This is a genomic window from Arthrobacter sp. P1_D12, assembly GCF_056406175.1.
On the sequence record NZ_JBFUAR010000015.1, the window covers coordinates 103,738 to 122,582 of the forward strand.

At 67.7% G+C, this 18,845-nt stretch carries 18 protein-coding genes and 1 pseudogene; 10 read left to right on the forward strand and 9 right to left on the reverse strand.

Translation table 11 applies throughout. The annotated features are described in order from the left end of the window. Positions 1 to 52: 52 nt before the first annotated feature. The gene (glpX, locus tag AC1DZV_RS12965) at positions 53 to 1,075 is read right to left on the reverse strand and encodes a class II fructose-bisphosphatase (protein WP_028277383.1); all 1,023 of its coding nucleotides are present in this window, start codon (positions 1,073 to 1,075) and stop codon (positions 53 to 55) included. Between the two features lie 213 nt (positions 1,076 to 1,288). Between glpX and AC1DZV_RS12970 the strand changes: the two genes are divergently transcribed. The 3 genes from AC1DZV_RS12970 (at position 1,289) to AC1DZV_RS12980 (ending at position 4,137) form a co-directional block, all read left to right on the forward strand. Next, entirely contained in the window at positions 1,289 to 2,005 is a 717-nt protein-coding gene (locus AC1DZV_RS12970; RefSeq protein ID WP_476953856.1) for a DUF4245 domain-containing protein, read from the forward strand. Positions 2,006 to 2,014: 9 nt separating this feature from the next. Then, positions 2,015 to 2,629: a carbonic anhydrase gene (locus tag AC1DZV_RS12975; RefSeq protein WP_028277382.1), complete on the forward strand. Its 615-nt coding sequence runs from the start codon at positions 2,015 to 2,017 to the stop codon at positions 2,627 to 2,629. 71 nt (positions 2,630 to 2,700) lie between these two features. Beyond that, the gene (locus AC1DZV_RS12980) at positions 2,701 to 4,137 is read left to right on the forward strand and encodes a class II fumarate hydratase (RefSeq protein ID WP_476950408.1); all 1,437 of its coding nucleotides are present in this window, start codon (positions 2,701 to 2,703) and stop codon (positions 4,135 to 4,137) included. Here the strand turns inward: AC1DZV_RS12980 and AC1DZV_RS12985 are convergent. Further along, positions 4,134 to 4,460 (reverse strand): hypothetical protein, encoded by a 327-nt coding sequence (locus AC1DZV_RS12985; RefSeq protein WP_476953857.1) that lies wholly within the window; start codon positions 4,458 to 4,460, stop codon positions 4,134 to 4,136. The two genes, AC1DZV_RS12980 and AC1DZV_RS12985, sit on opposite strands and share 4 nt — an antisense overlap. 183 nt (positions 4,461 to 4,643) lie before the next feature. On the opposite strand from AC1DZV_RS12985, the gene AC1DZV_RS12990 reads away from it, so the two are divergent. Then, positions 4,644 to 5,360, forward strand: coding sequence for a TetR/AcrR family transcriptional regulator (locus AC1DZV_RS12990; RefSeq protein ID WP_476950406.1), 717 nt, complete (start codon positions 4,644 to 4,646; stop codon positions 5,358 to 5,360). Beyond that, a complete protein-coding gene (locus AC1DZV_RS12995; RefSeq protein ID WP_476953858.1) occupies positions 5,357 to 7,072 on the forward strand; it encodes an MDR family MFS transporter in 1,716 nt (571 codons plus the stop codon). Before AC1DZV_RS12990 ends, AC1DZV_RS12995 begins: the two co-directional genes overlap by 4 nt. 143 nt (positions 7,073 to 7,215) lie before the next feature. On the opposite strand, the gene AC1DZV_RS13000 is transcribed toward AC1DZV_RS12995, so the two are convergent. After that, positions 7,216 to 7,773, reverse strand: a complete 558-nt coding sequence (locus tag AC1DZV_RS13000) for a prepilin peptidase (protein ID WP_028277379.1) — start codon at positions 7,771 to 7,773, stop codon at positions 7,216 to 7,218. A 58-nt stretch (positions 7,774 to 7,831) separates the two neighbouring features. On the opposite strand from AC1DZV_RS13000, the gene AC1DZV_RS13005 reads away from it, so the two are divergent. Continuing rightward, positions 7,832 to 8,659: a hypothetical protein gene (locus AC1DZV_RS13005; RefSeq protein ID WP_476953859.1), complete on the forward strand. Its 828-nt coding sequence runs from the start codon at positions 7,832 to 7,834 to the stop codon at positions 8,657 to 8,659. Between the two features lie 48 nt (positions 8,660 to 8,707). Next, a complete protein-coding gene (locus AC1DZV_RS13010; RefSeq protein WP_476953860.1) occupies positions 8,708 to 9,358 on the forward strand; it encodes a GNAT family N-acetyltransferase in 651 nt (216 codons plus the stop codon). Positions 9,359 to 9,870: 512 nt separating this feature from the next. On the opposite strand, the pseudogene AC1DZV_RS13015 reads toward AC1DZV_RS13010, so the two are convergent. Both AC1DZV_RS13015 and AC1DZV_RS13020 read right to left on the reverse strand, forming a co-directional pair. Next, positions 9,871 to 11,148: pseudogene (locus tag AC1DZV_RS13015) on the reverse strand (PhoH family protein); the annotation flags it as partial. Between the two features lie 233 nt (positions 11,149 to 11,381). Then, on the reverse strand, positions 11,382 to 12,143 hold the full coding sequence (locus AC1DZV_RS13020; RefSeq protein ID WP_043436292.1) for an isoprenyl transferase: 762 nt from the start codon (positions 12,141 to 12,143) through the stop codon (positions 11,382 to 11,384). 220 nt (positions 12,144 to 12,363) lie between these two features. Here AC1DZV_RS13020 and trhA point away from each other — a divergent pair, with 220 nt between their 5' ends. After that, the gene (gene trhA, locus AC1DZV_RS13025) at positions 12,364 to 13,002 is read left to right on the forward strand and encodes a PAQR family membrane homeostasis protein TrhA (RefSeq protein ID WP_079553366.1); all 639 of its coding nucleotides are present in this window, start codon (positions 12,364 to 12,366) and stop codon (positions 13,000 to 13,002) included. 126 nt (positions 13,003 to 13,128) lie between these two features. Here trhA and AC1DZV_RS13030 read toward each other — a convergent pair whose 3' ends face one another. The 4 genes from AC1DZV_RS13030 to mca all read right to left on the reverse strand — a co-directional run bounded on the left by AC1DZV_RS13030 (position 13,129) and on the right by mca (position 17,466). Continuing rightward, complete coding sequence (locus AC1DZV_RS13030) at positions 13,129 to 13,794, reverse strand: HAD family hydrolase (protein ID WP_476950402.1); 666 nt, start codon at positions 13,792 to 13,794, stop codon at positions 13,129 to 13,131. Continuing rightward, positions 13,791 to 16,160, reverse strand: a complete 2,370-nt coding sequence (locus AC1DZV_RS13035) for a thioredoxin domain-containing protein (RefSeq protein ID WP_476953861.1) — start codon at positions 16,158 to 16,160, stop codon at positions 13,791 to 13,793. Before AC1DZV_RS13035 ends, AC1DZV_RS13030 begins: the two co-directional genes overlap by 4 nt. After that, entirely contained in the window at positions 16,138 to 16,455 is a 318-nt protein-coding gene (locus AC1DZV_RS13040) for a hypothetical protein (protein ID WP_476952387.1), read from the reverse strand. The genes AC1DZV_RS13035 and AC1DZV_RS13040 overlap by 23 nt, the downstream gene beginning before the upstream one ends. A gap of 105 nt (positions 16,456 to 16,560) precedes the next feature. Then, positions 16,561 to 17,466 (reverse strand): mycothiol conjugate amidase Mca, encoded by a 906-nt coding sequence (gene mca / locus AC1DZV_RS13045; protein ID WP_459384182.1) that lies wholly within the window; start codon positions 17,464 to 17,466, stop codon positions 16,561 to 16,563. Positions 17,467 to 17,583: 117 nt separating this feature from the next. Here mca and AC1DZV_RS13050 point away from each other — a divergent pair, with 117 nt between their 5' ends. Together AC1DZV_RS13050 and greA are read left to right on the forward strand one after the other, a co-directional pair. Continuing rightward, entirely contained in the window at positions 17,584 to 18,036 is a 453-nt protein-coding gene (locus tag AC1DZV_RS13050) for a DUF4307 domain-containing protein (protein WP_028277370.1), read from the forward strand. Positions 18,037 to 18,267: 231 nt separating this feature from the next. After that, positions 18,268 to 18,762 carry a transcription elongation factor GreA gene (gene greA, locus AC1DZV_RS13055; protein ID WP_028277369.1) on the forward strand — a complete coding sequence of 165 codons (495 nt, stop codon included), beginning with the start codon at positions 18,268 to 18,270 and terminating at the stop codon, positions 18,760 to 18,762. The last annotated feature ends 83 nt before the right edge of the window (positions 18,763 to 18,845 follow it).

Genomic DNA, 18,845 nt, shown 5'->3' on the forward strand with positions numbered 1-18,845 from the left:
GGCCCGGGATTCGCTGTGCTCTGTCGTGCAGTTCAGTGTTGCCGTTCAGGTGCTAGCTCCTGCGGGCGTAGCCTTCCCACTTGCTGGCCTGGTGTTCGCCGTCGACAAAGCGGATCGTACCGGACTTGGAGCGCATCACGATGGACTGGGTGAGGACCTTGTCCTTGGAGTAGCGGACGCCCTTGAGGAGGTCGCCGTCGGTGATGCCGGTGGCCGCGAAGTAGCAGTTGTCGCTGGAGACGAGGTCGTTGGTCGAGAGCACGCGCTCCAGATCGTGGCCGGCGTCGATCGCCTTCTGCTTCTCTTCGTCGCTCGTGGGCCACAGGCGGCCCTGGATGACGCCGCCGAGGGACTTGATGGCGCAGGCCGCGACGATGCCTTCCGGGGTTCCGCCGATGCCCATGAGGGCGTCGACTCCGGTGCCGGCACGCGCAGCGGCGATGGCCCCCGCGACGTCGCCGTCCATGATGAACTTCGTGCGGGCGCCGGCTTCGCGGATTTCCTCTACAAGGGGGCGGTGCCGGTCGCGGTCCAGGATCATGACGTTGAGCTGGTTGACCTTGACGCCCTTGGCCTTGGCGATCAGGTGCAGGTTCTGCTTGACCGGCAGGCGCAGGTCCACCATGTCGGCCGCTTCCGGGCCGGTGACGAGCTTTTCCATGTAGAACACGGCGGAGGGATCGAACATGGAGCCGCGTTCGGCCACGGCCAGGACGGCCAGGGCATTGTTGATGCCAAGGGCGGTCAGCCTGGTTCCGTCGATGGGGTCGACGGCGACGTCGCACTCGGGGCCGGTGCCGTCACCGACGTGCTCGCCGTTGAACAGCATCGGGGCTTCGTCCTTCTCGCCCTCACCGATGACAACGACGCCGTTGAAGTGCACGGTCTGCAGGAAGGAGCGCATGGCGTCCACGGCGGCGCCGTCGGCCTTGTTCTTGTCGCCGAAACCCACCCAGTGGCCGCCGGCGATGGCCGCGGCTTCCGTGACGCGGACAAGTTCCAGCGCGAGGTTGCGGTCAGGCTCATCGATCCCGACGGCGAGCGAGGGGGAAAGCGTGGAGTACTTCTGGGACATGGGCGCTGGTGTCACGTGAACCTCTTCTTCGAGTGGCGGTCGTTGAACCCGTACGGCCAGGATCGATCCGTCGCGGTGATTCGTCTGATATTGATCATAGTCGGGGCGGGCCCGCAAGGTCATGGGATGACCGGCGCGTGACGCACTTCACCGTCGGAGCGGTCCCTGCGCCGCGAATGTGAGATCGGCCCGGACATGCGCGACTATAGAGGGGTGAGTGAATTGCAGGACGCTTCCCCCGCCGCCCCCGGTTCGCCGGCTGGCAGCTCCCCCGCGGCAGGCCCGGACCCGTCCGAACAGCCCCCCGTGAAGCCCGTCATCGCCGCCGCGGCGGCCAAACGCGCCAACGCGTCCGTGATGGGCATGATCATCGCCCTGGTGGTGAGCATCGCCGCGTTCCTGCCGATCGTCCTCATGAATCCTTCTCCGAAGACCGACGGTTACCGGCCCAACGTCAATGTCAGCGCCACCGCGCAGAACGCGGCGGGTGTGGCGGGATTCACACCCGTGGCGGCCGATACCGGCGACACATTCCGCGCCAACTACGCCCGTTGGGAGTCAGGTGCCGGCAGCGGCGTCCCTGCCTGGGAAGTCGGCTACCTGACGCCCAAGGAATCCTTCATCGCCCTCGTGCAGACCCGCACGGCCAACCCCACCTGGCTCCTGCAGCAGACCAAGAACGCTCCCGTGACCGGCGCCCGCAACGCCGGCGGCCGCGACTGGGAACTGCGCGACACCGGCAAGGGCGAGAAATCCATGGTGCTGACTGATCGCGGCACCACCGTCATCCTCTCCGGATCCGCGACGCTGGAGGAGTTCTCCGCCCTGGCCGCCGCCGTGGTGAAGTCGCTCGAAAGCAATCCGCCCGCCGGGGCATCGTCCAGCACGCCAGGCGCAACAGTTTCACCTTCGGCCAGCCCTTCACCGTAAAGTGGCCACGTGGCTACTTATCTGACTCCCGCACTCGCCTGGCAGCGTCTCCGTGAAGGCAACAAGCGTTTTGTCGCCGGCACGTCATCACACCCCAACCAGGACGCGTCGCGGCGCTCGTCGCTGGTTGAAAACCAGCACCCCTTCGCGGTGATCTTCGGTTGCGCCGACTCCAGGCTTGCCGCCGAAATCATCTTCGACCTCGGCCTCGGGGACGCCTTTGTGGTCCGCACCGCCGGCCAGGTGATCGACGACGCCGTGCTTGGCTCGCTGGAATACAGCGTCAGCGAACTGGACGTCCCTCTGATCGTCGTCCTGGGGCACGACAGTTGTGGTGCTGTCACCGCGACCAAGAACGCCGTGGAAACCGGCCAGATGCCGGTCGGTTTCATCCGCAGCCTGGTGGAGCGGATCACCCCGTCCGTGTTGACCTCGCTGCGTAACAATCAGACCGACGTCAACGACATGGTGGTCGAGAACGTCAAGCAGACCTCGCAGCGGCTGGTGGACAGTTCCCGGGTGATTTCGGGCGCAGTCGACAGCGGCCGCACCGCCGTGATCGGCCTCGCCTACAGCTTGGCTGACGGCCGGGCCGATCTCGTTTCCAGCATCGGCAGGCTGTAAACCCCGGCGCCCGGCGGTCGCAGCCTGCTCATGGTTTTCGGTGGGACTCCTACTCCCAATAAGCTAGCCCCATGACTTCCACAGATGAGTTGAACACCGAAGAGTTCCGCATTGAACACGACACGATGGGCGAAGTCCGCGTTCCCGTGAACGCCCTGTACCGCGCACAGACGCAGCGGGCAGTCGAGAACTTCCCGATCTCCGGCAAGACGCTGGAGCGCGCCCACATCGAAGCCCTGGCACGGGTGAAGAAAGCTGCCGCGCAGGCGAACGCCGAACTGGGGGTGCTCGACGGCGAGCTGGCCCAGGCGATCGCTGACGCAGCCGACGAGGTTGCGGCCGGCAAGTACGACGGCGACTTCCCGATTGACGTCTTCCAGACCGGGTCCGGGACGTCCTCGAACATGAACACCAACGAGGTCCTCGCCGAGCTCGCCTCGCGGGCCCTGAAGTCCGCAGGCAGCGAGAAGGTTGTCCACCCGAACGACCACGTCAACGCCTCGCAGTCCTCCAACGACGTCTTTCCCACGTCCGTCCACGTTGCCGCGACCTCCGCGCTGATCAATGACCTGATCCCGGCCCTCGGTTACCTGGCGGAGTCGCTGGAGCGCAAGGCAACCGAATTCAAGGACGTTGTGAAGTCCGGCCGCACGCACCTCATGGACGCCACCCCTGTCACTTTGGGCCAGGAGTTCGGCGGCTACGCCGCGCAGGTCCGCTACGGCATCGAGCGCATCAACGCCTCGCTCCCCCGCGTCGCCGAGGTCCCGCTTGGCGGCACCGCCGTGGGCACCGGCATCAACACCCCGGCGGGATTCCCGGAGCGCGTGATCGAACTGCTGGCGGCCGACACCGGACTGCCCCTGACCGAGGCCCGCGACCACTTCGAGGCCCAGGCCAACCGGGACGGCCTCATCGAAGCGTCCAGCCAGCTGCGCAACATCGCGATTTCCTTCATGAAGATCAACAACGACCTGCGCTGGATGGGTTCCGGCCCCAACACCGGCCTCGGCGAAATCGCCATCCCGGACCTGCAGCCGGGCTCGTCGATCATGCCGGGCAAGGTCAACCCCGTCATCTGCGAAGCCTCCATCATGGTCTGCGCCCAGGTGATCGGCAATGACACCGCCATCGCGTGGTCCGGCACCAACGGCGCCTTCGAACTCAACGTCGGCATCCCGGTCATGGCCGCCAACCTCCTTGAATCCGTGCGCCTGCTGGCCAACACCAGCCGCGTCATGGCCGACAAGATGATCGACGGCATCACCGCCAACGTCGAGCGCGCCCGCTTCCTCGCCGAGGCCTCGCCGTCGATTGTGACCCCGCTGAACAAGTTCATCGGCTACGAGAACGCCGCCAAGATCGCCAAAAAGGCCGTGGCCGAGGGCCTGACCATCCGTGAGACCGTCGTCTCCATGGGCTTCCTCGAGCGCGGCGAACTGACCGAAGAGCAGCTGGACACCGCCCTGGACGTCATGTCCATGACGCGCCCGCCGCACAAGGCCTAACTGCTCCGGGCGGCGCCGCCCCCGAAGAGTACAACTGCCGACGGCCGGCATCCTTCCTGGAAGAGCCGGACCATGGCGTCGTGCAGGGCGGTGCTGCCCCGCGGCTGCAGGTCCAGGGCCGGCACGTCCTGGATGTCCACCGAAGCGTAGACGCGCTCATAGGTGTCATCGAACTGCGCCAGCGACAGCCGGCACCGGCCCGCCACTGCCCGCTGTTCGCGGATGAACGCCGCAAACCCGCCCTCAGTGTCATCGGCGATGGCGCTCATCGACCCGGAACGGTCCAGGAGGACGTACACGTGCGTCAGGGCTGAATCTGTCATGCTTCCCCATTTCCGGCCCCGACGGCGCTTCTGCCTCCTCGCGGGCCACCTGTTGCCAGCGGTATGGCTGGACAGGAGCAGGCTACGGCCGGGCAGCGACATTATTGCCGGCAACAGGCCAAACAGCCCAAACAGCCCACAGCCTCTTTGCACTATTTATGACTAAGTGCAAAAATACACTATATGGGAAACAGTGCAATTACTTCGGGCGGCCTCCGCGAGCGCAAGCGGGCCGCAACACGGGCGGCGATCACCGCCGTCGCGCGTTCCCTGACCGCCGAACGCGGCCTCAGCGGCTACACCGTGGAGGAAGTCTGCGAGCGCGCGGGCATCTCCCGCCGGACCTTCTTCAACTACTTCCCTGCCAAGGAAGATGCGATCCTGGGCCACGTCGACGACGACTTTCCGGAAGAGGTGGTGGCCCGGTTCATGGCGGGCGGCGCAGGTTCGCCCGCCGGGGAAATCTCGGCCTCACTCCTCGCCGACCTCGTGCGCCTGTCCCTTGATCTGTCGGAGCGGATGAGCGGCTCCGAGGAAGAGACCCGCCAGCTGATCGGGGTGATCAAGAAGGAGCCCCAGCTGATGCTGAAGATCATCGGCGCCACCGAGGAACGCGAGGCCGACTTCGCCCGGCTGCTCGCGGCCAGGGAAGGCGTACCTGCCGATCATCCCGTAGTCCGCATGGCCGTGGTCCTCCTCGGAAACGTCGCCAGGAAAACCAGCGCCGACTACTTCTCCGAGGGCAACGCCCGCCCCTACAAGGACTTGCTGCTGGAAAACATCGCAGCAGCCCGCATGCTCTTCTCCCTGCCGTTCACCATGTCCCAGTTCGACACAGTCCACTTCGACGGAGTCGAGTCAAATACAGTCCAGCCCAACCCTTCCGAAGGAGCGCAATGAGCGCCGCCGTCAGCACCAAGCCAGCAGCCGAGCCGCTGCTGCTGACCCAGAAACGCATCTGGATCATCTTCTCCGCCCTCATCGCGGGCATGCTGCTCTCCAGCCTTGACCAGACCATCGTCTCCACCGCCATGCCCACGATCGTCGGCAAGCTCGGCGGCGTGGAACACCAGGCCTGGATCACCACGTCCTACCTGCTCGCCACCACCATCGTCATGCCCATCTATGGAAAGTTCGGCGACATCCTGGGCCGCCGGAACCTGTTCCTCATCGCCATCGGGCTCTTCACCCTCGCCTCCGTCGGGTGCGCCCTCGCCACGGACTTCTGGGGCTTCGTGGTCTTCCGCGCCATCCAGGGCCTCGGCGGCGGCGGCCTGATGATCCTGTCCCAGGCCATCATCGCCGACATCGTTCCGGCCAAGGAGCGCGGCAAGTACATGGGCCCGCTGGGCGCAATCTTCGGCCTCTCCGCCGTCGCCGGACCGCTGCTGGGCGGTTTCTTCGTGGACCACCTGACCTGGGAATGGGCCTTCTACATCAACATCCCGATCGGCATCGCCGCGTTCACCATCGCCTGGTTCACCCTGACGCTGCCGAACAAGAAGGCCGAGAAGCGGATCGACGTCCTGGGCGTGCTGCTGCTCTCCACGGCCACCACGTGCCTGATCTTCTTCACCGACTTCGGCGGCAAGAAGGACGAAGGCTGGGATTCGCCGCTGACGTGGGCGTTCGGAGCCGGGCTGGTGCTCGCCGCGACGGCCTTCATCCTGGTGGAACGCCGGGCCGAGGACCCCATTATTCCGTTGAGCCTGTTCAAGAACCGCATCTTCGTGAACTCCACCGCCATCGGCTTCACCCTCGGGCTGGGCATGTTCGCGGCGATCGCCTTCGTCCCGACCTTCCTGCAGATGTCCTCCGGGACCTCCGCCGCCGAATCCGGCCTGCTGATGCTGCCCATGATGGTGGGACTCATGGGCATGGCCATCTTCTCCGGCATCCGCATTTCCAAGACCGGCAAGTACAAGATGTTCCCGATCCTCGGGGCCATCCTGACCATCGCGGCAATGCTGTGGTTGACCACGCTCACGGCCGCCACGCCCATCTGGGTCATCTGCGTGCAGCTGTTCGTCTTCGGTGCCGGCCTGGGCTCGATCATGCAGGTGATTGTCCTGGTGGTCCAGAACTCGGTGCCGGCGGACCAGATCGGCACGGCCACGAGCACCAACAACTACTTCCGCGAGGTGGGCGCGTCCCTGGGCGTCGCGGTGTTCGGCTCCATCTTCACCACCCGGCTCTCCGAGTCCCTGACCAATGCCTTTACCGGCGCCGGGGCCTCAGCTGAGCAGGCGTCGCAGTCCACCCGGACGATGGACCCCCAGGCCCTCAGCCAGCTCCCGGCACAGCTCAAGGACGCGATTGTCAACGCCTACGCGGACTCGCTCGCCCCCGTCTTCTGGTACCTGCTGCCGTTCTTGGTCATCGCCCTGATCCTGGCCCTGACCCTCAAGCAGATCCCCCTGTCGGACACCGCCGGCATGGTGGCCCGCGGCGAAGCAGTAGGCGGCGAGGAAGCCGAGCGGCTCGAGGCGGAACGGGCGGCAACCCGCCACGCCGCCAACGCCGCGGAGTCCACGGGGCCGGAAGGGCTTTCAGCCCACAGCAACGCCGGTGGGTCCAGCCACGACGACGAGCTCACCCGCCTGCGCGGCTGACGGTCCGGAAACTGACGGTCCGGAAACGGCCCGGCAGCAGCCGGTGAATGGCAGCAGGGGCGCCGCAACCTTTGGGGGTGCGGCGCCCCTGCCGCGTGCCGTGCCGGTCAGCGCCGGCAGGCCGGGATGGCCGTGCCGTCAGCCTATCCGGCCGTCGGCAGCAGCATGGCGGCGGCCGTGCCGGCCAGCATAAAGGGCCCGAAGGGAATGGCCGACTGCAGCGTCCCGCGCCGTGCGGCGAGCAATCCGAGACTCCACAGTCCGCCGAGGACGAACGCCGCAAAGGTCCCCGCCATGACGTGCCCCCAGCCCAGGAATCCCAGGTACATTCCCAGGACGCCCGCGAGTTTCACGTCGCCGAATCCCATTCCCGGCGGATATACCGCGTGCAGGAGAAAGTAGAAGAGCCAGAGGGCTGCCCCGCCGGCCAGGACACGGAGCCCCGGAATGCCGAATGCCCCGGCGTCGGCCGTGCCCGCCACGTCCTGCCCGCCGGGAAGCAACTGGCTGGCCGCCGCGCCCAGCAGAAGGACTCCGGCGATCCCATAAGAGGGAAAGACGATCCTGTCCGGGAGCAGGTGGTGCCGGACGTCAATGACCGTGAGCCGAACGGCCATCACGAAGAAATACGCACACGCAGCCAGGGCAAGCCAGAAAGCCAGCGGGTTGGCGGCGCCCAGGATGCCGAGTCGTTCGATCACCCTCGGATGCTACTTGATATTCGTCCGGCCCGGCGGTCCCCGCGCGTAAACTGTGGATATGGCCGCATGGGACAGCACAAACCGGCGCGGGCCGGACGCGCCCCGCGGCCCGGCGGAGAAGGCCGCGGCCTTCCGGAACCTGTGCCGGTCATCGCCCTGGAAGTGGCAGTCGCTGAGGTTCGAGTACCTGGACCGGCCGCTCACGGGTTCCGCGGGGTCCCCGGCCGCCCCCTCCCCCGGCGACCTCGTCAGGGGGTGGCTGCGCCGGCCCGGTGCCTTGCGGCTGGAGACCGCCGACGGCCTGGTCATCGGCAGCACTACCGGCATCAATGATTCCCGCGGCGGTTTCTATATCAGCTCCACGAGGAAGACCTGGCTCCTGCCCCCGCACTTGGTTACGCCGGTGTACGACGACGACGGGCTGGTGCGCCGCCGCCCGGAGGCAGCTTATGGCGAGCCGTCGTTCGGCAACGGCAGGTTCGCCGCCGTCCTGGACCCGGTGGAGCTTGCGGGGAACGCCCCCGTCCCGTTGGAGTTCCCCAACTCCAACGCCGTCGAGCTTGGCCCCATCACGGAGGTAGACCACGAGGGCCGGCCGGCCCTGGAATCGACGGTCAGCCCGAACCTCTCCTACCGGCCCGCCGATCCTGGAGCCCCGCTATGCCGTCCGGGACGCACGCTGCTGAGGATTGACGCCGGCACGGGCGTCTGCGTTGCGAGCCGCTGGCTGGACGCGCCCGGGGCCGGCTCAGAGCAGGACGGTTACGGGCACTGGCTCCGCATCCTGGGCGTCGACGAATACATGCTCGATGACCTGTTCGTGGCCGAATCGATGAACCTCACGGACGTCCGGCGCCACATCAGCTGGGACGTACCCGCGGAGTAGCCCGGCTGTGACTCGCATCCGCCAGCCGGCCCCGCTAAGCTTCCTGCGATGACTGAACCCGCCGACTACTGGCCCCCTTTCGGCCTGAGCCTGACCACGCCGCGCCTTCAGCTGCGCCCCATCCGCGACGCGGACATTCCGGCCGCGGTCTCAGCCGCCCTGAGCGGCGTGCACGAGCCGGGCCGCAGCCCCTTCAGCAGGCCCTGGGCCGAATCCCCCGCTGAGGAGCTCGGCCCGAACATGGCGCAGTGGTACTGGCGGTGCCGCGGGAACATGACACCGCAGGAGTGGACGCTGCTGCTGGGCATCTGGCACGACGGCGAGTTCATCGGATGCCAGGACGTCGAGGCCAAAGACTTCGCCACGCTGAAGACGGTCACCACGGGCTCCTGGCTGCGGCAAAGCGTGCACGGCCAGGGATTCGGCAAGGAGATGCGGACGGCCGTCGCCCTCTATGCCTTCGACTGGCTCGGCGCCGAAGTGGCGGAATCCGAGGCCGCCGACTGGAACCAGCAGTCCCTGGGCGTCTCACGCTCCCTCGGCTACGAGCTCAACGGCGTCACCCGCGCGGCCTGGGGCGGCAAGGCCCAGGAGGTCCAAAACGTCCGCCTCACCCCCGCCACCTTCAAACGCCCCGACTGGGATCTCGGCGTCGAAGGCCACGAAGCCTTCGCGAAGTACCTGGGCATCCACGAGTAGCAGCCCCCAAGCGGGGCAGCGCCCCCCCGCCGTCGGTGGGTTGCCGTGGTTGGGTTCGCCGGCCCGCGGCGTCCCGCCGTCGCTTAGACACCTCCCGTCGCTGCGCTGCGGTCGCTGGGCGACCTTCGCTGCGCTTTGGTCGGCGATGCGCTCCTCAGCGGGACACCGCAGCCCCGCGAAGCTGGGACGCTCACCAGCCGGGACGCGGTCCTCCGTAAGGTGAGGGACAAACGTGCCGGGACGCGGTCTTTCGCAAAAGAGCGCATCGCGACGCATCGGATCCCCGGAGGTCGCTCAGCGACCGCAGGGGTCCCTATGCGTCGTAAGCAGCGTCCCGAGGGCCCCGAGGCGAGCTTGCGAGCCTTGGGAAGGGACCTCTGCGCTAAGCGACGGCGAAAGGCGGCGGTCCGGCCAACCCAACCACGGCAAACCCGACAACAGCGAAGCGCCACGACACGGCGAACTGGACCACGGTTTCCTGACAACGTCGAAGGGGGGGGGGGGGGGGGGGGGACGTCGTGCGTCAGGACGATCTTGGAGTTCTGGCCGATCCGGCTCATCACAGTCAGCAGCACATTCTTCTCCAGGGACTGCGCCTCGTCGACGATCACGAATGCGTCGTGCAGGGAGCGTCCGCGGATGTGCGTCAGCGGCATGACCTCAAGCATGCCCCGGTCCATCACTTCCTCCACCACTTCCTGGCTGACCAGCGCGCCCAGGGTGTCAAAGACCGCCTGCGCCCACGGGTTCATCTTTTCCGCTTCGGACCCGGGCAGGTAGCCGAGTTCCTGGCCGCCCACCGCGTACAGGGGCCGGAAGACGATCACCTTGCGGTGCTCCCGGCGCTCCAGGACGGCTTCGAGCCCGGCGCACAGGGCCAGTGCGGACTTGCCCGTGCCGGCCCGGCCGCCGAGGGACACGATGCCGACCGACGGGTCCATCAGGAGGTCGATTGCCAACCGCTGCTCGGCCGAGCGGCCGTGGAGTCCGAAGACGTCGCGGTCGCCCTTCACGAGCCGGACCTGTTTGTCCGCCCCTACCCGTCCGAGGGCCGAGCCTCGGCTGGACAGCAGGACCAGCCCGGTGTTGGTCGGCATCTCGGCCGCCGCCGGGATGAATACCGGCTCGTGCCCGTACAAGGTGGCAACCTCGTCCTCGCCCGCGTCGAGCTCGGCAACGCCGGTCCAGCCGGAGTCCTTGACGAGCTCATTGCGGTACTCGTCGGCCAGCAGCCCCATGGCCGAGGCCTTGACGCGCATCGGCAGGTCCTTGGACACCACCGTCACGTCGCGGCCCTCGTTGGCCATGTTCTTGGCCACCGCGAGGATGCGGCTGTCGTTGTCCACCCCGCGGAACCCGGCGGGCAGCACCTCGGCGGAGATATGGTTCAGCTCCACCATGAGCGTGCCGCCGTCGGGGCCCAGCGGGATGGGACGGTCCAGGCCGCCGTGCTCGAGCCGCAGGTCATCGAGCAGCCGGAGGGCCTTGCGCGCAAAGTAACCCAGCTCCGGGTCGTGGCGCTTTCCTTCGAGCTCGGTGATGACAACGATCGGCAGGATGACCTCGTGCTCGGCGAAGCGCAGGAGGGCCCGCGGATCGGAGAGCAGAACGGAGGTATCGATCACGAAACTGCGGGCCGTGCCCCGGCTCCCTGTTCCTTCCCCGGAAACAGCAAGACCGGCCGCCGCGGAATCCGCTGCACCGGTCTTTGAGGTGGCTCGCTTGGCGCGAGAGGTAGCTTTCTGTCCCTGATCGGAAATGACGTCGGGCAGTTGCTCAGAAATAGCCACATCGACTCCAGCCCCGGGGCAATGCCCGGAATTGTTATTGGTGAGGCGGCTCGGCCTGGAGGCCGGACGCGGCCTCCCATACACCCGGTGCGAAAATCCGCTCCATGTACTGGCCTCCCCGATCGGCCGGCGAATTGCCTGCCGATGGGATTAACGTACGTCTCCGGGGGCCGGTTTGTCCGATAATTTTTCGGCGATTCTTGTTGCCGTCTTGTGAATTCCGCGTGAACCGCTCAGGCGCCGAAGCGGCGCTGCCTGCCGGCGTAGTCGCGCAGGGCGCGCAGGAAATCCACCTTACGGAACGCCGGCCACAAGGCCTCGCAGAAGTAGAACTCACTGTACGCGCTCTGCCACATGAGGAATCCGGACAGCCGCTGCTCCCCGGAGGTCCGGATCACCAAGTCCGGATCCGGCTGGCCCCTGGTGTAGAGGAAGCGCGAGATGTCATCCACGGTGAGTTCATCGGCCAGTTGTCCGATGTCCGCTCCCCGGGCGACGGCGTCGTGCAGCAGTTCCCGGACGGCGTCGACAATCTCCCGCCGTCCGCCGTAGCCGACGGCGACATTGACGTGCAGCCTCTCCTGCGCGGGCGTGCGCGCCGTCAGGTTGTTCAGCCGCTCGGCGAGGTAGTCCGGCAGCAGTTCGGGGGCGCCCATGGCGTGAACCGAGATATTGGCGTCCTCGTCCAGCCGGTCCAGGGTGTTGGCGATGATGCCCATCAGGAGGTCGAGTTCCTCGCCGGAGCGGTTCATGTTGTCCGTGGAGAGCATGTACAAGGTGACCACCTTGATGCCCAGCTCCTGGCACCAGCCGAGGAATTCGTGGATCTTGTCCGCACCGGCCTGATGGCCTTGGCTCGTGGGGGCGTTGAACTGGCGGGCCCAGCGCCGGTTGCCGTCGACCATGACGCCGACGTGGCGCGGGATCCGTTCAGGATCGAGGGAGCGTTGGAGCTTGCGTTCGTAAAAGCCGTAGAGGAATCCGGGCATTTCCATCCGGAGATTCACCTGGCTTCCTTGAGGTACTTGTTCAGTGCACATCCTAGGCTACCTGCCGGAGGGCCGTGCCGGGTGCAGCTTCGTCACAGGGCAGCCTCGGACGGCTTGTTACTCACCAGTAACTTACTACGGCGTAGGTTATTATTACGGCATGGAAAGCAACAGTCCGGAGCCTCCGGCGAAGCGGGCAACCCCGGTGGACGACGCCGCGGTGCGCCTGGCTGAACTGCTGATGATCAAGCCCAAATGGCGGGGCTGGATCCACACCGTCACCGCCCCGCTGGCACTGGCCGCCGGGCTGGTGCTGGTGATCCTGGCGCCGCCGGACCTGAAGGTGGCCTGCGCCGTGTATGCCGTTACCGGGGTCCTGCTGTTCGGCGTCAGTGCCGTCTATCACCGGGGGAACTGGTCACCGCGAGTGAAGATCGTCCTGAAGCGGCTGGACCACACGAACATCATGCTGGTGATCGCCGGAAGCTACACGCCGCTCGCCTGGGCCCTGCTGGACCGGCAGCAAGCCGAAGTGCTGCTCTGGGTGATCTGGTCCGGGGCCATCCTCGGCGTGCTGTTCCGCCTGCTGTGGACCAATGCCCCGCGGTGGCTCTACGTGCCGATCTATATCGCCCTCGGCTGCGGCTCGCTGTTTTATCTGCCGGACTTTTTCGCCGCCAACGCTGCTTCGGCGGTGCTGATCTGCGTCGGCGGGGTCCTGTACATCACGGGAGCCGTGTTCTATGCGCTGAAGAAGCCGAACTTCAGCTACGAACACTTCGGCTTCCATGAACTGTTCCATGCGCTGACGGTCTTTGCCTTCGCCGCGCACTACATCGCTATTGCCATCGCGGTCCTGGGCTGACGCCGGCTGCGCTGATTCTCCCCACCTTTGAAACTGCGACGCCGGGACTCGCCGGCAGTCCGGCCCGACACGCCGGGCGCCGGCTTCAATGGTGGGGAATTCCGGCGTCAGGGGTTGGCCCCCTGCTCAGCCGGGATGCCCTGCCGCAATGAGCTCGGGCAGCAGCCGCATGTCGGAAAAGACGGTGGTTCCGGGACCGGCCAATCGGGAAGCCGGGGTGACACCGCCGGCATACGCGAAGACGTGCATTCCCGCCGCCCGGGCGGCCTGGACGCCGTAGGCGCTGTCCTCGACGACGGCGCACCGCCCGGGAGCGGCGCCCTGGGCCGCCGCGGCGTGGAGGAACAGGTCCGGCGCGGGTTTGCCGTTGGCCACCTCCGTGGCGCTGTAGATGCGGCCCTGAAAACGGCGCAGCAGCCCGGTCTTGCCCAAGGTCCGGCGCATCTTTTCGTGGCTGCCGCTGGAGGCGACGCAGTGCGGCAGGGACAGCCGGTCCAGGGCGTCCTCGACGCCGTCAACGGCCTCGAGATCACGTTCAAACGCCTCCTGGTACCAGCGACCGTAGTCGCGGTCCCAGCCGTCGGCCAGCCGGATCCCGAGCTGTTGTTCGACGGCGGCCACAAAGTGCGCCTCGGATTTTCCGACGAACCGTTCCACGATGTCATCGAGTTCCAGCTCCCAGCCCAGGTCTGCCAGCACGCGCTGGTCCACCCGGATGGCGATCACCTCGGAATCCACCAGCACACCGTCACAATCGAACACCACCAGCTCAAAGCCGTCCTGACCAGTCATGAGGACATCCTAGCCAGCTGCCCGCGCATTTCTTCGACGGAAGTCGCGGGGAGGCCGCAGACCATGCCGCGGCACAGGAACACCTGTGGGGCGCCGTCCGGGCCCGCGCCGCGGCCCTGCAGCAGGGGTACTGGCCGGGCGGCGCCGTCGTCCTGGACCGCGACCACCAGCCCGGGGCTGGCCGAGAGCAGCAGCTCCCGGTGCAGCACGGCCCGTTCCGGGCTGTCCGGTCCGGCGACGGCGGCCTCGATGGGACCGGCGAGGGCGGCCTGGGCGGTCGCGAGCAGCCAGCCGGCGGCGCGGGGTGCGTGGCCCGCAAGTGGAGGAAGCAGCAGGGCCAGGATGCTGGCCGCCATGATGCGGTGTTCGGACGAGCCGGAGAGGGCCGAGTGGGTCACCAGGGCACCGGCCAGCGCGGCTGCGCCGCTGGGGGTGGCGCCGTCGAACGGTTCCAGGCCGTCGCGGCCGCCCTGGGCGGCCGTGACCTGCGCGGACTCCCCCGCAGCGTCCCTCAGGCCGCCGTCGGCCGCGAACCGCCTGCAGGCGGCGTCCAGAATGGCCTCGGCCAGCCCGTACCAGCGGGTGTGCCCGGTAACCGCATAGAGCGCGAACAGCCCCTCGGCGCACAAGGCGTAGTCCTCCAGTAAACCGCCGATTCCCCGCGCCACTCCGTCGTGGGAGACGCGCATGAGCCTGCCGGGGCCCTCCGCCGCGGGCCGCCAGTGCACGCGCTCAAGATAGTCCGCGATCAGCTCTGCCGCGGCCACAAGCTCCTGGCGTGCCAGGACGGCGCCAGCGTCGGCGAGGGCGGCGACGGCCAGTCCGTTCCAGCCCGCCACCACTTTGTCATCCCGGCCGGGCTGGGGCCGGTTCCTGCGTGCCTGCGCCAGCAGCGGGCGCACCCGCTGCCACAGCGCGGCCTCCCCACCGGACATCTCCCGGCCCGGATGCAGCGGCGAACCGTCGGCGCTCACACTTCCGGGCATTCGGACGTTCATGAGGGCCGCCACGGCGGCGCCGTCGGACGGGCCCAGGAGCGACTCAAGGCCGCCGGGAGTCCACAGGTAGCTGGCCCCTTCGGCGTGCACGCCGTCGACGACCGTGTCGGCGTCCAGCGACGACGCCAGGGCCACGACCCCGGTGTCCGGTCCCGCCGCAGGGCCTGCCGCAGGGGCTGGAGCCGGTCCTGCCGCCGGGCCCGTCGCAGGTGCAAGCCCGAGGCGGGCCAGGAGCCAGTCGGCGGTAAGTCCGGCAATCCCGGCGGCCTCGGCCGCCGGGTACTCCGGCGTGCCGCCCAGCCGGACCCAGTGGACATAGACGCGCAGCAACTGGGCGTTGTCGTAGAGCATTTTCTCGAAGTGCGGAACGGACCAGTCCGCCGTCACCGAATAGCGGGCGAAGCCGCCGTCGAGCTGGTCGAACAACGCCGAGCGGGACATTGCCGCCAGGCACCGCCCGGCCATGTCCCGGGCCGCCGTCGCGGTCTCCAGGCCCGCGGAGTCCTGGCCCCCTGTGTCCAGGCCCGCGGAGTCCTGGCCCCCTGTGTCCAGGCCCGCGGAGTCCTGGCCCCCTGTGTCCAGGTCCGCGGTCTCCTGGCCCGCGGTGTCCGGCGCGGCTGCCGGCGGCATGCTGTCCGAGGGCGCTGCGGCGTGACGGACCAGGAATTCGAGCACGGCCGCGGGCGGGAACTTCGGCGCGCCGCCGAAGCCGCCGTGGGCCCGGTCCTCGGCGCCGGAGAGGGCGGTGACGGCTTCGGCAAGGAGCGCCGCGTCCAGGGCCCCGGGCGGCCCGTCCAGATGCAGGGCGGCTGACGGCTGGGACGCCGCGATGCCGCGCGCCAGGGTGTCGGCGTTGGCCTCGACGGCGCCGCGGCGTTCCGTCCAGGCCTCGTTCACGGCTTCAAGGACCTGCCGGAAGGACGGCCGGCCCGGCATGGGCCGGGGCGGGTAGTACGTGCCGGCATGGAAGGCCCTGCCATCGGGCAGGAGGAAGACGGACATCGGCCAGCCGCCCTCGCCGCTGATCGCCTGCGTCGCTGTCATGTAGACGGCATCGACGTCAGGGCGCTCTTCGCGGTCCACTTTGATGGAGACAAAGTGGGCGTTCAGGTAGTCGGCGGTGTCCCGGTCCTCAAAGGATTCATGAGCCATGACGTGGCACCAGTGGCAGGCCGCGTAGCCGATTGAGAGGAACACCGGCACGTCCCGGGCGGCAGCTGCGGCGAAGGCCGCGTCACCGAACGGCTGCCAGTGCACGGGGTTGCCGGCGTGCTGGCGCAGGTACGCAGAGGGTTCCGCCGCCAGGGCATTCGAGGCCCCGGACGGCGGGTCGGGGAATCCGCGGTCAGCGGGTTCCGGGTCCCGCATCGCCGTTGACTTCCGGCCGGTTAACCGCGCCGTCGGCGGGGAAGGCGGTGCCGTCGGCAGGGAATCCGGCGTCCCCGGCGGCCTCACGTTCGGCCTCCACCTGGGCACGGTAGCGGACCCGGCGGATGCGCCGCACCATGTCCACGATCAGCAGCGCGGTCAACACCACGATGAAGGCTGTCAGCAGGAAGCCCAGCAGACCCGGGGTGACCTGGTCCTCGGACAGGCCCGGGCGCAGCGACGGCGTAGGGGTCGGCGCCGGGGCTGTTGCGAGGGCGATGAGCAAGGAATGCACGGTGGGGAACCTTCTGTGGAACTGGGTGTCTTTACTGCGGTGACTTTTCTACAGTGCTTTGTCTATAGCATCTTTTCTACACTGGATAGAAGAGCCCTTTCGTCTCTATCTTAGCCCGGCGAAGAGGTCCGTTTCCGGCAGATCCACGGGGATCCGGGATTCGATCAGGGAGTAGTCCTCCCACGGCCAGACCTTGCGCTGCATGGCCGAGGAGACCGCGAAGAAGAATCCTTCCGGGTCCACCTGGGTCCGGTGTGAGCGGAGTGCGTCGTCGCGGGCTTCGAAGAAATCGCCGCACTCGACCTGGGTTGTGGTGGCGTGTGTCGGCGGCGGCGGGGTATGCCCCTCGGCGTCCGCTTCCAGCCACGCAGCGAGCCGCTCGGCATACGGGGACTGCAGGCCGGCCTCCTCCAGCGCGGAGTGGAGGGCACGGAAACGGTCCGGGCTGAAGGCGCGGTCGTAGTAGAGCTTGCTGGGCTCCCAGGGTTCCCCGGCGTCCGGATACCGGGCAGGATCGCCGGCCGCCGCGAAGGCCTCGACGGCCACCCGGTGCGCCATGATGTGGTCCGGGTGCGGGTAGCCGCCGTTCTCGTCATAGCTGAGGATCACGTGGGGCTTGAAGTCCCGGACCAGCCGGACCAGCGGCGCGGCCGCCCGCTCCAGCGGCTGCAGGGCGAAGCACCCGGGCGGCAGGGCCGGCAGGGGGTCGCCCTCCGGCAGCCCGGAATCGACGAAGCCGAGCCAGCGCTGCCGGATGCCGAGGACGTTCGCGGCGGCGTCCATCTCCAGCCGGCGTGCCCCGGCCATGTCGCGTTTGGGGTGCGGTTGCCCCTCCATCGCGGGGTTCTGGATGTCGCCGCGGGAGCCGTCGGTGCACGTGGCCACCAGGACTTCCACGCCGGCGGCGGCATACATCGCCATCGTGGCGGCACCCTTGCTGGATTCGTCGTCGGGATGAGCATGGACCGCCAGCAGACGAAGCGGTGCTGACGGGCTGGGGGATGCTGTCATCGTGGGACGGCTCCTCTTTCTGCTGTGCTGCCCTGTTGGGGTGCGTCTGTTGGTGTGCGGCTTGGTCTGTGCGACCAGCCGGAAATATCCCGGTCCGATCCACACTAAACTGGACTGGTGACTTCCGAGGACCAGCCTGCCGCGCCGGCACCTAACAGCCTATCCAATCGTTACGGCGGCCAAAAGCGCGCGCTGTCCCGCAAGGTCAAACGCAACATCCTGATCGCCGCCCTCGCCGTGGGCATTGCCTTTCTAGCCTGGGTCTCGACGTCGGCGGCCATCGGCGGCGTCAGCTACAAGGATGTCGGCTACAGCACCCCCGACGCCACGGTCACGGAAATCGACTTCCAGGTCACGAAGGACCCGGCAGCGGAGGCGAAATGCGCTGTGAAGGCCATGGACTCGAAGTTCGCGATTGTGGGCTGGAAGGTTGTGGACATCGGACCGAACGCGGCCGATGCCGGCACGGACGGCGGACGCACCACAGCCCACCGCGCCCAGCTGCGCACGGAATCCCAGGCGGTCTCCGCCGTCGTGGACAGCTGCTGGATTCCCGACGCCGGACAATAACGGGACCACAGGCCGCGGCAAGTGCCGGGCCGCGCACACAGTGAAGCCGTCCGAGGCCGCCTGGGACACCGCCTGTAACACCGTGTGATCCACGCCGCAGTCCTCTTTGGTTTATCCACAGGATTGACTACAATGGATCAATACCTTTCCCCCGCTGAGCTGGTTACTGCGTCATAAAAGTGGCCACCGTGGCGGGGTCTTTGCTTGTATGACCACCCAAAGGAGAAGTCCGTGTCTACCACCAACAGCGCAACTGCGGCTTGGCTTACCCAGGAAGCTTTTGACCGCCTGAAGGCAGAGCTGGACAACCTTTCCGGCCCCGGCCGGGCAGAAATCGTCCAGAAGATCGAAGCGGCGCGCCAGGAGGGCGACCTCAAGGAGAACGGCGGCTACCACGCTGCCAAGGAGGAGCAGGGCAAGATCGAGGCCCGCATCCGCCAGCTCACGGCGCTCCTCCGGGACGCCCACGTCGGGGAGGCCCCGGCCGACGACGGCATCGTGGAGCCCGGCATGATCGTCGTGGCCAGGATTGCCGGCGACGAGGAGAGCTTCCTGCTCGGCTCCCGCGAAATTGCCGGCGACTCGGACCTGGATGTCTTCAGCGAGAAGTCCCCCCTCGGCGCGGCCATCGTCGGCCACAAGGAGGGCGACAAGCTCAGCTACACCGCCCCGAACGGCAAGGACATCACGGTGGAGATCATCTCCGCCAAGCCGTACGCCGGCTGACACCAGCGACATAACAGCGACGCCGGTCTCCCCTCGCGGGGAGGCCGGCGTCGTGTTTTCCGCCCGTTGGCGGGGGCTGCTGG